General features: G+C 56.0%; 9 protein-coding genes and 1 pseudogene. 8 read left to right on the top strand and 2 right to left on the bottom strand.

Annotated elements, in window-relative coordinates; genetic code table 11:
• Positions 1–19 precede the first annotated feature (19 nt).
• Together WCO56_05450 and WCO56_05445 are read left to right on the top strand one after the other, a co-directional pair.
• A pseudogene (locus tag WCO56_05450) lies at positions 20–160 on the top strand (DUF5679 domain-containing protein).
• A gap of 90 nt (positions 161–250) precedes the next feature.
• Positions 251–1423 carry a nucleoside-diphosphate kinase gene (locus WCO56_05445; protein ID MEI7728991.1) on the top strand — a complete coding sequence of 391 codons (1173 nt, stop codon included), beginning with the start codon at positions 251–253 and terminating at the stop codon, positions 1421–1423.
• Between the two features lie 142 nt (positions 1424–1565).
• Here WCO56_05445 and WCO56_05440 read toward each other — a convergent pair whose 3' ends face one another.
• Complete coding sequence (locus tag WCO56_05440; protein ID MEI7728990.1) at positions 1566–2750, bottom strand: aminotransferase class I/II-fold pyridoxal phosphate-dependent enzyme; 1185 nt, start codon at positions 2748–2750, stop codon at positions 1566–1568.
• A gap of 200 nt (positions 2751–2950) precedes the next feature.
• On the opposite strand from WCO56_05440, the gene WCO56_05435 reads away from it, so the two are divergent.
• The 3 genes from WCO56_05435 (at position 2951) to WCO56_05425 (ending at position 7018) form a co-directional block, all read left to right on the top strand.
• The gene (locus WCO56_05435) at positions 2951–4777 is read left to right on the top strand and encodes a chloride channel protein (protein ID MEI7728989.1); all 1827 of its coding nucleotides are present in this window, start codon (positions 2951–2953) and stop codon (positions 4775–4777) included.
• Between the two features lie 297 nt (positions 4778–5074).
• Positions 5075–5350 carry a hypothetical protein gene (locus WCO56_05430; protein MEI7728988.1) on the top strand — a complete coding sequence of 92 codons (276 nt, stop codon included), beginning with the start codon at positions 5075–5077 and terminating at the stop codon, positions 5348–5350.
• A gap of 189 nt (positions 5351–5539) precedes the next feature.
• Complete coding sequence (locus tag WCO56_05425) at positions 5540–7018, top strand: Gfo/Idh/MocA family oxidoreductase (protein ID MEI7728987.1); 1479 nt, start codon at positions 5540–5542, stop codon at positions 7016–7018.
• 5 nt (positions 7019–7023) lie between these two features.
• On the opposite strand, the gene WCO56_05420 is transcribed toward WCO56_05425, so the two are convergent.
• Positions 7024–8046: an alginate lyase family protein gene (locus WCO56_05420; GenBank protein ID MEI7728986.1), complete on the bottom strand. Its 1023-nt coding sequence runs from the start codon at positions 8044–8046 to the stop codon at positions 7024–7026.
• A gap of 350 nt (positions 8047–8396) precedes the next feature.
• Here WCO56_05420 and alaS point away from each other — a divergent pair, with 350 nt between their 5' ends.
• From alaS to WCO56_05405, 3 genes are all read left to right on the top strand, one after another.
• Positions 8397–11423 (top strand): alanine--tRNA ligase, encoded by a 3027-nt coding sequence (gene alaS, locus WCO56_05415; GenBank protein ID MEI7728985.1) that lies wholly within the window; start codon positions 8397–8399, stop codon positions 11421–11423.
• A gap of 75 nt (positions 11424–11498) precedes the next feature.
• Positions 11499–12041: an N-acetyltransferase gene (locus WCO56_05410; GenBank protein MEI7728984.1), complete on the top strand. Its 543-nt coding sequence runs from the start codon at positions 11499–11501 to the stop codon at positions 12039–12041.
• 865 nt (positions 12042–12906) lie between these two features.
• Positions 12907–15381: hypothetical protein (locus tag WCO56_05405; GenBank protein ID MEI7728983.1), on the top strand; the 2475-nt coding region annotated here is incomplete at its 3' end.

The raw sequence follows: 15381 nt of genomic DNA, 5'->3' as shown, positions 1-15381 counted from the left end.
AAGCGCTAGGAAGGATTTTATGCCAGAAGGATATTGCGTAAAGTGCAAGGCGAAGAAAGAAATAACAAATGTCGTCGAAGAAACGATGAAAAACGGGCGCAAAGCCATCAAAGGCAAGTGCCCGACCTGCGGGGTGGTGATGTTTAAAATTTTGGGTGGCAAAGCCGCCAATAGCGCCGCACCAGTCAGTGCTCTCCCGCCGCAGAATCCCCCAGCGGCATAAGCAAAAATCCGTTTAACACAGATATTTATGGCTGAACAACTCGCATACGTAATCATTACGCCTTATTCCCTCCGCAAGTCCAGAACGGGCGGCATTCTCGCACGGCTCTTGACCCGCACCGGTTTGGAATTGGCGGGGGCACGCATGTTTTCTCCCAGCGTGGAATTGGCCAGGGAATATTCTCAGACCATCCTTTCGGGGCAGAATCCCCAGGAGCAAAAAGTGCAGGAATTGATTCGGGATTATATTTTGAAAAATTTATCGCCCGATTCCAAGACCAAACGCGGCCGCCGGGTCATGATGCTGCTGTTTCGGGGTGATGACGCCGTGCGCAAGGTGCGCAAGGTGGTGGGCAATTTCTTATGGAGTTCCCATGGCGGAGAAACCATCCGGGATACCTATGGGGACATCATCCTGGATGAGCATGACCAGGTGCAGTACTTCGAGCCGGCGGTGCTGGCCGCGCCCAACGCGGAAGAGGGCATCGTCAAATTGAAGTTGTGGGCCCGGTATTCGGATACCGATGGCGGCGTGTTGAACGACACGATCGCCTATCAGCCCGATGAAAAACCCGAACGCACGCTGGTGCTGATCAAGCCGGACAACTTCCGTTTTCCGAGCGGGCGCCCGGGTAACATGATTGATTTTTTCAGCCGCACAGGGCTCTACATCGTGGGCATCAAAGTACACCGGATGAGTGTGGCGCAGGCCATGGAGTTCTATGGGCCCGTGCGGGAGATACTGCGGACCAAAATGAAGGATGTGGTCGGACCCAAGGCGCGGGCGGCGATTGAAAAGGAAACCGGCATCAAGCTGCCTGACTTGGTCGAGCGCGAACTGGGCGAGACGTTGGGGCCAATTTATGGCGACAACCAGTTCGAGAATATCGTACGGTTTATGTCCGGCCGGGCGCCGAGTGAATGCACGCCGGAAATGCGTAGCCAGCCGGGCACGGAGAAATGCATTGCGATTGTTTACGAAGGGCCGAATGCGGTGGCTAAAATTCGGGATGTTCTGGGGCCCACGGACCCTTCAAAGGCACCGCCTGGTTCCATTCGCCGCGAATTCGGTTCCACCATCATGGTCAACGCGGGACATGCGAGCGACTCGGTGGAGAGTGCCACGCGCGAGTTTGGGATCGTTCAGCCCGCTGAGAATACGTTCCGGGCGGTGGTGGAAGAGTTTTACGGCAAAGCCTGAAGAATTGTCAGCCGCTGGCTGGCGATGGCCAGAAAACATGCAGGGCAGACAGGTTTTTTGCGGTGTCCCGTGAAAACCAAACAAGATCGAAAACCGTTGATTCGGGGTTTGATCTTTTCTTGTTTGGAAACTGGCTGCCATTTTATCCAGCCTTGCGGGTTCGTTCCACAAACCGCGCCATGCGTTCCGTGGCGATCTGGATTTGATCCAGGGCGGTGGCGAAACAACAGCGCAGATAACCTTCACCGGACGGACCGAAGGCGCTGCCAGGCACGCAGGCCACTTTTTCCTGCTCCAGCAGTTTCACGGCGAACTCCTTGGAGTTTAGTCCGGTGCTGCGAATGCAGGGGAACGCGTAAAAGGAACCGCGCGGTAGATGGCAGGTGAGTCCCATGTCGTTCAGCGCCTTGACAATGAAATTGCGGCGCAGGCGATACTGGTCGCGCATGTGTGCGGTATCCGGCAACCCATGGTTGATGGCCTCGATGGCGGCCTCCTGGCTGATGATGCTGGCGCATAACATCGAGTATTGATGAATCTTCATCATCGCTTCGATGATCGCCGCGGGTCCGCACGCGTAACCAATGCGAAAACCGGTCATGGCATACGCCTTGGAAAAGCCATGCAAAAAAATCGTGCGCTCCAGCATTCCCGGCAGCGCGGCAATACTGACGTGCTCGCCCTCGAAGGTGAGTTCGGAATAAATTTCATCCGTTAGCAACACGAGATTGTGACGCACCACGATGGCGGCGATCTTTTCCAGTTCCGCGCGGGTCATGGTGCCGCCGGTGGGATTAGTGGGAAAGTTTAGGACGAGCGCTTTGCATTTGGGCGTGATGACGCGCTCGATCTGTGCCGCGCTCACGGCAAAACCATCCTCGGCCCGGCAGGAGACGGCCACTGGAATGCCGTGCGCCATCGAGATGCTTGGCGAGTAACTGACATAGCATGGCTCATGGTAAATGATTTCGTCGCTTGGATTGATGATGGCGCGCAAGGCGATATCCATGGCTTCACTGACCCCCACGGTGATGATGATCTGGTTCTTGGGATCGTAGGCCACGTGAAAATGTTTTTGCAGGTGGGCGGCTATGGCCTCGCGCAGCTTGGGCAGGCCAAGATTGGAGGTGTAACTGGTGCGTCCCCGTTCAAGCGCGTAAATCGCCGCTTCGCGAATATGCCAGGGGGTGACAAAATCCGGTTCACCCACGCCGAGGGAGATGACATCCTTCATCCCTTGGACAATGTCAAAAAAATCGCGAATGCCGGAACGGGGAATATTCCGGACATTCGACGCGATCACATTCTGTGCTTCAAATGACGACATAATACATTGGTCAGTCGGGAGTTTCATTGAACGGACGGGCAAGGGGATACTCGGGCTTCCTGGTCCGCGCCCACGCCGTAATATCCGTCCAGCCATTCGCCACTCCGGCAACCGTGGCTAGTAGAGACGATTCCCGGCAAAACCGCAATCCGCAAAATATCCTGTAATCTACGCGCTGGCAGAGCGCCAGAGAAAGAGGTATGCTAGCTCGGAACATGGCGGGCGATACGTCACCATTGCAACTGATCGTGGCACGTCTGCGCGGCTTCACGCAGAAGCACTGGCGCGGGGTGCTGGTATTGCGCGACCGCCTACGCCTATCCGAGGAAACGTTGCACCTGCTGCTGGCCGGCGGCGTGGGGATAATTGGAGGTTTGGTCCATCTTTTGTACCATTGGCTCAGCCATCTGGTTCAGTGGATCACGTTTGGCAAAACTGGCGATATCCTGACGCTGGCCAGAGCGGTGGGGCCACTGCACCGTTTTCTAGTGGTAGCCGGTGGCACGCTGGCTGCCGGGCTCATCCTTCATTTCGGTCTGCGGTTGCTGCGCAATCCGGGGCGCGGCAATCTGCTGGAAGTCGTCATTGCCGGTGATGGCCGCCTGCCGTTTCGTCCGGCGTTGGTCAAGGCGCTATCCTCTGCCGCCGGTATCAGCACGGGTGCCTCCGTGGGCCGCGAGGGGTTGATCATTCAACTGGTGGCCGCCATCAGTTCCGCGCTGGGGCGGCTGGCGAAATGGCCGCCTTACCGGCTGCGTCTGCTGGTGGCCTGCGGTGCGGCGGCGGGCATGGCGGCCGCCTTTGATGCGCCCATCGCCGGGGCGGTGTTTGCCGCGCAAATTGTATTGGGTAACTTTTCCATGCGCCTGTTTGCCCCGCTGGTATTTTCCTCGGTGATTGCCGCTATGATGTCCCGGCGCTTTTTCGGCATCGAGCAATGGTACGTGGTGCCTAACTTTGATTTCACGCGGCTGAGTCAGTTGCCATGGTTCGTGGCGCTCGGGGTGCTTTCCGGCGCGGCGGGTGCGCTTTTCCTGAAGCTGATGGAGCAGAGCGAGAAATGGTTCGGCAAGTTATCCCTGCCTGTCTATGTCAAAATCGTGCTGGCCGGCTTGGTGGTCGGCGATATTGCGATCCTGTTTCCGGAAGTGCTGGGCAACGGCTACGAAGGCACCAGCGAAATGCTTAACCAGAGCATGGCACCCGAGCAATTGATCATCCTGTTCCTGGGCAAAGTGCTGGCCACGGTGGTATGCATTGGGGCCGGCATGGCCGGTGGGGTATTCACACCGACGTTATTTCTGGGGGCCGCGCTGGGTTGCCTGATGGGGGCGAGTCTCCACGCCATTGGTTTGGGCGGCGCGCTGCCAGTGGGCGCTTTTGGCCTCGTCGGCATGGGCAGCGTCCTGGCGGCCACCACGCAATCGCCGCTACTCGCCATTATCATGATCTTTGAACTTTCGCTCAATTATTCCATCATGCCGCCGTTAATGTTGGCCTGTGTGGTGGCCACCTTGGTTTCGCGCGGATTGCATCTCGAATCTGTTTATACCCTGCCATTGCGCGCCAAGGGGCTCTATTGGGAACGCGATAATGCCAAGCCCGGCTCTTCCTTGGAACTCACCGTGGGGGACATGATGCAGGCACCGGTGCCGCCGTTGCGCGAAAATACCCCATTTCGTGAAATCGCCGACCGGTTTCTCGCCAGTGGATTCAACTTTTTACCAGTCGTCAACGCGGAGGGGCGCTTCACCGGCATGGTGTCGCTGCACGATCTCAAGGAATATTTGAACGCCGGGCCGGAACTTGACGGAGTGATCGCCATGGACGTCATGCGGCCGCCGCCAGCCAGCCTGACGCCCAACCAAAGACTATCCGAAGTCCTGCCAGTACTGCTGGTGAGCGAGGCGCGCAACGTGCCGGTGGTGAATAATCAGCAGGAACAGAAGTTAATCGGCGCCCTGTCGCGCCACGAGGTTTTAACCATGTTCTCGGATGCGATCTCGACGAGTCCATCTTCCGGGTGAGGTGGAGATGGGTTTGCGATTATGCCCCGGCGAAGTGGTTTGATTTCAGACACGCATTGCCTAAAAGTTGGATTGCCACTGGCAGCCTATCCAGCCTTGGATTCCATTCCACACTTCAAAAATGCGCCAGCGCACTGAAATCCGCGCATTCTGATGGATTGGCAGCGCAAAAACGGGCAAATCCGACTTTGGCAAGGTTCCTGCTTATCTTAATTCCATGGTTGGGTGCAGGTCAAAGGCATGGGAATGGAACCCTGTGGAAAGCGCCCGCAAACCTGGATGGACAAATAAAGTGTTATGAGATTTACAATTGAAGTTGGCGAGGTGGCGAAACGGCGAATTGATTTCGCGTTCAATCAGCTTCTGGGACAGACGCTGATTTTTGTCAATGGCCAGGAGGTTAAGCGCAACGTCCGGTGGATTTCCGAGCCGGTGGTGGAACGACATGATTTTACGGTGTGTGAACGGGAACGAATTGAGGTGACGATTCAGAAGCGCCGCAACCCGCTCCTTGGCGCAAAATATTGGGTGTACGTGAACAAACAGCTAATGCAGTACCATCAGGGGATGTGAGTTGTTTCTGTGGATTCAGTGTCCTCCTTGAATCGGATGGGTGTGGTCAGGGAGGACGCTGGATGTTTTTATGGGGTAACCCGGTTTCGGCCTTTGGCAAGTTTTTGCAGGCTTCAAAATTGACACCGCTTTGTCGCTACGCCATAGTCCATGGATAAAGCGATGCAGCATATAACACGCAGAAAATTTGTGAAGAGTTTCGTGGGGGCCGGAGCAATGCTTGGCCTGCCTGGTTTGGCGATGGGCGTTGAAACAACCGTTAAGGCAGTTGGCGCCAATTCCCAAGTTCGGGTGGCGGTGGTGGGACTCGGCGGCATTGATGTTGTCGGCGGTGTGGGTGGGCGGGGACGCCAATTGATCGGCCTGCTGCAAAAGGTTCCTGCCGCGAAGATTGTCGCGTTGTGCGATGTGGATAAAACCGTGTTGGAGCATGGCGTGCAGCAGTTCAAGGAGCGTGGCGAAACGGTGGCCGCACATACCGATTATCGCCGGATTTTGGATGACCAGACGGTGGATGCCGTCGTGCTGGCGACGCCGAATCATTGGCACGCGTTGGGCACGGTATGGGGCTGTCAGGCTGGCAAGGATGTCTATGTCGAAAAACCATTTTCGTATAACATCTGGGAAGGCCGGCAAATGGTGGCTGCGGCGCGGAAATATGGTCGGATGGTGCAAGTGGGCACGCAACGGCGCGCCAGCTCAGTGCTGCCGCAAGTATTCGACTTTTTACGCAGCGGACAGATCGGGCACATTCGCTACGCCCATGCGCTGGTCTTTCGTCCCCGCGATGGCATTGGCAAAGTCAGCGCGCCAACGGTGGTGCCGGAGTCGGTGGATTACGATTTGTGGTGTGGGCCGGCCCCCAAGGGGCTCTTGACGCGCAGGCAATTACACTACGATTGGCATTGGGGTTGGCCGACTGGCAATGCGGAACTCGGCAACAATGGGCTGCATGTCCTTGATATTTGCCGGTGGGGATTGGGGTATGCCACCCCGCCGCGCCGCGCAATGAGCATCGGTGGACGGTTCGGGTTTAATGATGATGGCGAAACGCCCAATACGCATCTGACAATTCTTGATTACCAACCGGCCCCGATCATCTGCGAAATCCGCAATTACCGGAAAGCCGGTACGGCTATCGGTTTGGGTAAATATCGCAATAGCGACAAGGGCATTATCATTGAGTGCGAGGGCGGCTATTTTGCCGGCGATTTCACCAGCGGGGCGGTGTATGACCGGCAGGACCGGAAAATCAAGGACTTTCAGGATGGCCGCAAATCCGGGGAAGTGGAAACGGCGCTGATGGCGAATTTCATCGAGGCTGTGCGCACCCGCAAACAGGCGAGCCTCAACGCGGAAGCGATGGAAGGTCATATCTCCGCTGCCTGTTGTCACATGGGAAATATTTCGCATCGGATTGGCAAACAGAGTACGCCCGGGGCCATTCAGGAAGCCATTCGGGCGGATCAGACAGCGCTTGAGGCGTTCACCCGTTGCCAGGAATACTTGCGAGGAAACGGTGTGGATTTGAACGCCACGCCCGCCGTACTTGGACCGTGGGTGACGTTTGACGCGCAACAGGAGCAGTTCGTCAATGAATTCGCCGACCGCGCCAATGAACTCTCCCGGCGCGAATACCGTGAGCCATTTGTCGTGCCCAGGATTTGATCGCGCTACTTTCGATCCGGTGTTGGCAAACCGGGCTTTCCTGGCAGGTTGGCAAAGAACAAGGTTCCCCAGGAGACATGATCCCAGTGTTCGCCTTCCGGTCGAATTTTTGCGATCACCTGACGGGTGAATGGCATTTCCAGACCGGCGCGATCGTGGTAATGATGATACACCTTTTCGTACACAGGCCGAAAGTTGCCACGTCCCTCTTTGGAAATCGGTTTCTTGCCCATCACCGGCACGTCCAGACCGAGATTGTAGCGGGCGGTGTACTCAAAACCGATCGCCAGCCGGTTGCCGTTGGCGCCCCATAAATCCAGCCCTTGATTCCACGCCGTCTCGCAAGCGTCCGCCAGGAAGGCCAACCCAAGCTGCGTATGGCTTTGGTCGCGGGTGCTCTCCTGGCACTGGCCAGTGGCGAATACATAGTTGGTGATGGCACCGTTACCGCTGCCGTGCAGGAAGTAATCCGTAGCCCGGTTATAGATGGTTCGATCGTCACAGTAGATACCAATGGACATCATGGTGACAATCATGGAGGCGTCCCAGTTGCCGTTGGCTTTCGGAAAGAAATCGCGAATCATCGGGTAATAGACATTCGTCAGCATGGAGGCAAACCGGGCATGATTCTCCGCGCTCCAATCGCTTGAGTGCCGCAGCAGTTCGGCGGCATTGCAGTATTTATATCCCGTAATGCCCGCCAACAGTTTGGCGTCGTGACCGGTGATGGTTTTCAAAGTGGCGGATCGCGCATTAAGGATTTCCGCCGCCTTCTGGGCGTGGGGGCGTTCGCCAGTGAGACTCCAATACAACGCATGGGCATAGGACGCCAAGGCGTCGTCACCAAGTTCTTTGGCTCCAGTCCAGCCCCCTTTCAAATCGCGCACCACATTGGGTTCAGTACGCGACCGCCAGTTTAGTGCGGTGTAGCGTGAGGTACGAAATTTTTCCCAAGCGGATTTCCATGGTTCTTCAGCCGCCTTGATCTTGGTTTTGATAAACTCGAATTCAGCTTGGGTATGAAGCAAGCCTGGGTGAATAAACGGTGGTTCGGCAGTCTGGGCGGCTGCGCCGAATAGGCATAGCCAAACCAAGCTTGCCCATCGGACGACGAATCCGGTTGAGGGGCCTTTAAACGTGTTTTCGGTCATGCGCATGTGTTGCATTGCTGCTGGGTGCCCATCATTTCTCAAAAGCCCGATCCGAGCAAGACCGGGGATTTCGATTCTTCGTTCCGGACTCCTAACTGATTGTTCATAAGCCGGTTGCATTCGTTTAAAATCTCCGCTTTCCTAACCATGGCCTTTTCTCTATCTTTCCCGCTTTGATTTATCGGCCGCCCGATACAAACCAATTGGGCCGTCTCAAAGATTTTTATATGACAAGCAGAGAAATTCGCCAGTCGTACCTCGACTTTTTCAAGTCGAAGCTGCACACCATTGTGCCTTCGTCCAGCCTGATGCCGGATTCGCCGAACCTGTTGTTCACGAATGCCGGCATGAACCAGTTTGTTCCCATTTTCCTCGGTCAGGTGAAGTGCCCTTACACTCCAGGCCGGGCGGCCGACACCCAGAAGTGCATTCGCGCCGGTGGCAAGCATAACGATCTGGAGGACGTGGGGTTGGATACCTATCACCATACGTTCTTCGAAATGCTCGGGAACTGGAGCTTCGGCGATTATTTCAAGAAAGAGGCCATTGAATGGGCCTGGGAGCTGGTGCATGGCGTTTGGAAGTTCCCTGCCAACCGCCTGTACGCGACGGTTTACAAGCCGGGGCCCGGCGATCCCAGCGAGTTCGATCAGGAAGCCTATGATATCTGGGCGAAGATCTTCGAAGCGGCCGGAATGGACCCCAAGGTTCATATCTGCTACGGCAACAAAAAGGATAATTTTTGGATGATGGGCGAGACCGGCCCGTGCGGCCCCTGCTCGGAACTCCACGTGGACCTGACGCCCAACGGCGACACCCGGGGTTCGCTCGTCAACCAAGGCAGCGCCTCCTGCATTGAAATCTGGAACCTGGTGTTCATGCAGTTTAACGCCAATCCGGACGGCACCTACTCCCCGCTCCCCGCCAAGAGCGTGGATACCGGCATGGGTTTTGAACGGGTGACCGGCATCATGCAGAATACCAAAGGGTTCTCCGACTTCAGCCGGATCATTTCCAATTACGAGACCGACATTTTCCATCCGATCTTTGCCGCGATCGAAAAGCAGTCCGGCAAACGCTATGGCTCCACGCTGCCTAAGGCGGGTTCCACGGGCGATACTGAGCAGGAGCGTATTGATGTGGCGTTCCGCGTGGTGGCCGATCATATCCGCACGCTGAGTTTTGCCATTGCCGACGGCATCCAGCCCGGCAACAACGACCGTAATTACGTCCTGCGCCGCATTCTGCGCCGGGCCGTGCGGTACGGCCGCACACTGGGCTTCCATGAACCATTCTTTTACAAGCTGGTGGATGTGCTGGCGGAGACAATGGGCGAAGTGTTCCCCGAAATTCGCGCCAAGCAGAAGCACGTCCGGGATGTGATCCGCATCGAGGAAGAGGCGTTTAACAAGACGTTGAGCGAGGGAATCGAGGTCTTTGAGTTAGTTTTAGCTCGTCTAAATGAACTGACTGAGGTTTGCGACACCGGTTTTCCTCGAATAGAGTCACTAAACAAACGCGCCAGCTCTGGATTCGCTTCAGAGACTCCATTGAGGGACTTTGTCAAATCAGAAGAGAATGAATTGCAGACGATTTTTGATGAAACCAGAAGTATCGTTCATTTAGACTTTTTCAAGTTCTTTGGGAGAGAGCCTAGCCAAATTGAAACACTCGCGAGGCACTTAAACCTATTCCGATACGGCGACCAAACACTTGGCCAGATTATTACAGGTTCAGATCAATCCGCATGGACGAATTTCAGAAGTAATGCGGCAGATTTATTGACTTCAGCGAAGAACCAAATTGCTCGGAACAGCCTGTTTCCAGGCCGGGCCGCTTTTGTTCTCTACGACACCTACGGCTTCCCGCTCGACCTCACGGAACTCATGGCCCGCGAGCGCGGACTGACGGTGGACGTCGCCGGTTTCAACAAGCTCATGGAAGAGCAGCGCGCCCGGGCGCGCGCCTCGCAGAAGAAGGAAGTCATCGAACTTTCCCAGATCGAAACCACCGCTCCCACGCGTTATGTGGGTTACGAGAATTTGCAAACGGTGGCCAAAGTGTTGGAAGTGGTCAACATTAAGGATAAGACGGCAGTCATTCTGGACACCTCGGCCTGCTACGCGGAAATGGGCGGCCAGGTCGGTGATACGGGAGAGATCACCGCAGGCGGCCAGCTTTGGCGCGTCGCCAACACTCAGAAGTCCGGGAATACCTGGCTGCACTTATTGGCGGACAAGGACGCTCCCACCGTGGGGCAGGAAATCGCGTTGACTGTGGATCAGGCGCGCCGCAACGCCATCCAACGCCATCATACAGTCACACACTTGCTGCACTGGGCCATCCACGAAGTCGTCAGCCGCGAGGCCTCGCAGAAAGGTTCGTTTGTCGGACCGGAGAAGCTGACGTTCGACTTTAACTGCGCGCCACTCACCCCGCAACAGGTGGCGGATGTCGAGGCGCTGGTCAATGAGCGCATCCTCGTAAATGCCGGCGTAAGCTGGAGCGAGGTACCCTACGGCGACGTCAAGGGCCGCAAAGACGTGATGCAATTTTTCGGCGACAAATATGGCGACGTCGTCCGCGTCGTGCAGATCGGCGGCAAGGCCGGTTCGCTGGACGGCTACTCCATGGAACTCTGCGGCGGCACGCACACCCGCGCCACCGGCGAGATCGGGCTGTTCCGCATCGTGGCGGAATCCGCCATTGCCGCCGGCGTGCGGCGCATTGAAGCGGTGGCCGGGCTGGAGGCGTATCGCCAGGCCAACGAGGAGCTGCAACTGATCAAGAGTGTGGCCGGCAAGGTCAATTCACCCCTCGGCGAACTGGAAAAGAAGATCGAGGCCGTGCTCGCGCAATCACGGGATTTGGAAAAACAGCTCAAGGCGATGCAGCAGAAGCAGGCGGCGGAGCAGGCCCGCAGTTTGCTCGCCAAGGCGCGCACGCTCAATGGCGTGCCAGCTTTGATCGAGCGGGTGGATGCCGATGGCGACACGCTGCAGAGCATGGTCAACGAGCTGAAGGGCCAGTTCCAGGGCGTCATTGTCTTTGCGGGGGCGGCGAATAATGCGGTGACCATCGTGGCTTCCGTGTCCCCGGCTTTTACGGCCAAAATTCAAGCGGGCAAGATCGTTCAAACGATTGCCCCCATCGTCGGCGGCAAGGGCGGCGGCAAGCCGGATGGCGCCCGGGGCGGCGGCAAGGATGCCAGCAAGGTGGACGAGGCGCTGCAAAAGGCGGCTTCGCTGATCTAACCTCCCAACGCGAGAGAAAATTTGTCAGGGCGGCCCGTGCCGCCCTGGCGAGCATTCTTCATCTGGAGATTTTATATGTCCGAAGTCGCCGTTGCCAACGAACCTGAGAAACCCCGGAGACGCCGCCCCCGCGCCAGCGCCTCGCCCGTCGTGATCCGCGAGATGAGGCTGGAAGATATCCCCGCCGTGTTTGAGCTGGGGCAGAAGATTTTCACCGCGGAGAAACTGCCCACGCTCTACCGTTCCTGGGATGACCATGAACTGGCCCAGCTTTTCAGTGCCGAGGGCGATCTGTGTCTCGTAGCGGAAAAAGCCGGGCGCATTCTCGGGTTTGCGCTCGGGCGCGTGATGGAAAAACCGCAGAGCGCGTGGCGCTACGGATGGTTGCTCTGGCTGGGCGTCGAACCGTCCCAGAAGGGGCGGGGTGTGGCCAAGCGGCTGGTGACCCAACTGACCGATTTATTCGTGCAGAAGGAAGCGCGCATCATGCTGGTGGATACCGATGAAGACAACAGCGACGCGCTGCTCTTTTTCCGTAAAAGCGGGTTCGGCCAGGAAATTAAACACGTTTATCTCTCCAAGAACCTGGATGATTATCATGGCAAAGGGACGGACTAGAATGGCGCTTAGTTCAGGCCCTTGAAATTGCGGGGTTTGTTTTTCCAGAAGCGGTTGCGGAGCAACGCTAGAAAGGCGTCGTGCGATTGTTTGAGCAGCAAGGTTTCTTTCCCCTGCAATTTCCCCTATTATGCGATCTGCCAAAATCAAGCCGCAAGAACGCATTCCTGTGCGACGTGGCGTGGCGTGGTTGATCGTGTTACGTAATCCGAGAGCCTGAAACAGTTACGAGGTTAACCGTTCGAAGCGCGTCCAATCAGTGTGCGATGAGGATCAGGCGGCTGACAAAGAACAGGATGATCAGCAACGCAAAGCCAATACCCAGGCTTCAGGCGATCAGTTTCTTTTCCACGGGTAGCAGCGGCTCGTACTCCATGGATTTGATTTCCTCGGCGATTTTTGGTGCTTCAGCCATAAAATATAAAAGGTCACAACTGTCCGGTTATAAGTTAAACAGGCTCAACTGGTTACCGTTATCACCCTCTGAATTTTGATCGCCATTTTCTGTAAACAGTTGTCGCAGAGGCACTTTATCCAAAGGTTCATGGGTTCAAAAAGCGAAAGTCTTTGGTTCAGGGAAGTCTCACCGGTATCTTCTCCCTCGGGGAGAGGATTTTCATTATCCGGCTGAGGGAATCGGCTTAATCGCTTCACTTGCTTTCGGGTAATTCCGTGGCCATGGGAACACCCGAACCGCCGCTTCCAGCTTGAACCAAACTGAGCTTGATGCAGCCCTGAAGAACTGGCCTTCGAAGCTGCAATTCGAAGCTGCAATTCCTTGACACAATTGGCCGAGTCGCGTAGCCTCCGCATCATGCTCACAAGCCGGAACATGGTTGCTGCCACTACCCCGTGTCGGGTATGGATGGCGCTATTCATCCTCAGCCAGTTTTTCTTCAGTGGATCAGGGGCGTTCGCCACCACGGTCTGCTGGACCAACCAGAGCGGCGGATCATGGAGCGCGGCCGTAAACTGGAGCCCCAACCAGGTGCCAGGAGCTGCGGATACGGTTCTCATAACCAACAGCGGAACGTACACCGTTAACCTGGATGTCAACGCCAACGTAAGCGGATTGGAGATTGGTGGCGCGAACGGCAGCCAAACCTTTACCCTCAGCGGTCCCATCTTCACGCTGAATGGGCCGCTGATGGTCAGCAGCCATGGTCAATTCAATCTCACCAGCGGCACTTTGGCGGGGACCAACATGCTCAGTGGCACCGTGATTTGGAGCGGGGGTTCGATTGCAAACAATGGGTCTGTGACCGTCGCGACTAATGGGGTGTTTCGCATATCAGGGAGTGGCACCAAGTACTTAAATGGGCCTCTGACCAATGCGGGGTTGGTCACCGTGACCAATGGTGGAATGCAATTCTATGGCGGCACCTTGGTGAATCTTGCCAGTGGTATCTTCGACATTCAGAACGATGTCTCCATCAGCCTGGCCACCGGCAATCCGTTGATTTTGAATGCGGGAATTCTGCGTAAAAGCGGCGGGGTTGGAACGACCTATTTGTCAAGCATCCCGCTGAAAAACAGCGGTGCTTTGGAGATTTTGTCCGGAACGTTGTCGTATGCTGGCGGGAGCACGTTCGCCGGCGGAACAATTTTTTCGGGAGCGGGCACCAACCTGATGTCTTCTGGAACCATTCTATTCGACGGTATCATTCAGTGCCCAAACATGGTTTGGTCAGGTGCGACCATCACCGGCACCAACATGTTCGTCGGGGCGGTGGATTGGACCAGCGGCACGATTGCGACCAATGGCATGGTAACGGTGCCAACCAATGGGGTGCTCCGAATGCCGGGGAGTGGCTATCGGTATTTGTATGGGATACTGACCAATGCGGGACTCGTGGCCTTATCCGGGGGAACCCTGCAGTTCTATGGAGGGACGGTGGTAAACCAAAGCAGTGCGATCTTTGACATTCAAAACGATGTGACAGTCAGTTATGCCTCTGGCAGCCCTTTGATTTTGAATACGGGAATTCTGCGCAAAAGCGGCGGCGTTGCAACGACCTATTTGTCAAGCATCCCGCTGAAAAACAGCGGTGCTTTGGAGATTTTGTCCGGAACGTTGTCGTATGCTGGCGGGAGCACGTTCGCCGGCGGAACAATTTTTTCGGGAGCGGGCACCAACCTGATGTCTTCTGGAACCATTCTATTCGACGGTATCATTCAGTGCCCAAACATGGTTTGGTCAGGTGCGACCATCACCGGCACCAACATGTTCGTCGGGGCGGTGGATTGGACCAGCGGCACGATTGCGACCAATGGCATGGTAACGGTGCCAACCAATGGGGTGCTCCGAATGCCGGGGAGTGGCTATCGGTATTTGTATGGGATACTGACCAATGCGGGACTCGTGGCCTTATCCGGGGGAACCATGCAGTTCTATGGAGGGACGGTGGTAAACCAGAACGGCGCGATCTTTGATATTCAAAACGATGTGACAGTCAGTTATGCCTCTGGCAGCCCATTGATTTCGAATGCGGGTATCCTGCGCAAAAGTGGTGGCACTGGGACTACGTCGCTCTCAAGCATTCCGCTGAAAAACACCGGCACGTTGGAAATTCAGACTGGAACTTTGTCCTATGCCGATGGGAGTACCTTTGCTCAAGGCACGGTGTTTACTGGTACAGGTACTAATCGAATGGCTTCCGGGACGATTCTGTTCGACGGGCTGATCCAATGCCCAAATATGGTGTGGGCAGGAACCATCGCAGGGACCAACACCTTCGTCGGAACGGTGGATTGGACCAGTGGCACAATTGCAACCAACGGATTGGTGACGATCGCCAGCAATAGCGTGCTCCGAATCTCGGGAAGTGGTGCTAAGAATTTATATGGAGTGCTAACGAATGCGGGTCTGGTAGCTTGGTCAGGGGGAACCCTGCAGTTTTATGGCGGGACGGTGGCCAACCTGGCTGGAGCGATCTTCGACATTCAGAACGATGTCACCTTCTATCGCGTAACGGGCATTCCGTTATTTGTAAATGAAGGCGTTTTGCGTAAATCCGGAGGCATCGGGACGACGGATTTTGCGGGTATCCCGTTGAAAAACACCGGCACGTTGGAAATTCAGGCCGGAACTTTGTCCTATGCCGATGGGAGTACCTTTGCTCAAGGCACGGTTTTTTCTGGTGCTGGCACCAATCGAATGGCTTCCGGGACCATTCTGTTCGACGGACTAATCCAATGCCCCAATATGGTCTGGGCAGGAGCCGCCATCGCAGGGACCAACACGTTCGTTGGGGCGGTGGATTGGATCAGTGGCACGATTGCAATCAACGGATTGGTGACGATCACCAGCAATAGCGTGCTCCGAATCTCAGGGAGTGGT

This window comes from Verrucomicrobiota bacterium (genome assembly GCA_037139415.1).
In the GTDB taxonomy this organism is placed as follows: domain Bacteria; phylum Verrucomicrobiota; class Verrucomicrobiia; order Limisphaerales; family Fontisphaeraceae; genus JBAXGN01.
This window is presented reverse-complemented; position numbering and strand designations above follow the sequence as displayed.

What these genes read in the sequence shown, in the direction of transcription:
- WCO56_05445 (MEI7728991.1), top strand. Translation starts at nt 251, where the DNA reads ATGGCTGAACAACTCGCATACGTAATCATTACGCCTTATTCCCTCCGC.
- WCO56_05440 (MEI7728990.1), bottom strand. Translation starts at nt 2,750, where the DNA reads ATGTCGTCATTTGAAGCACAGAATGTGATCGCGTCGAATGTCCGGAAT.
- WCO56_05435 (MEI7728989.1), top strand. Translation starts at nt 2,951, where the DNA reads ATGCTAGCTCGGAACATGGCGGGCGATACGTCACCATTGCAACTGATC.
- WCO56_05430 (MEI7728988.1), top strand. Translation starts at nt 5,075, where the DNA reads ATGAGATTTACAATTGAAGTTGGCGAGGTGGCGAAACGGCGAATTGAT.
- alaS (MEI7728985.1), top strand. Translation starts at nt 8,397, where the DNA reads ATGACAAGCAGAGAAATTCGCCAGTCGTACCTCGACTTTTTCAAGTCG.
- WCO56_05410 (MEI7728984.1), top strand. Translation starts at nt 11,499, where the DNA reads ATGTCCGAAGTCGCCGTTGCCAACGAACCTGAGAAACCCCGGAGACGC.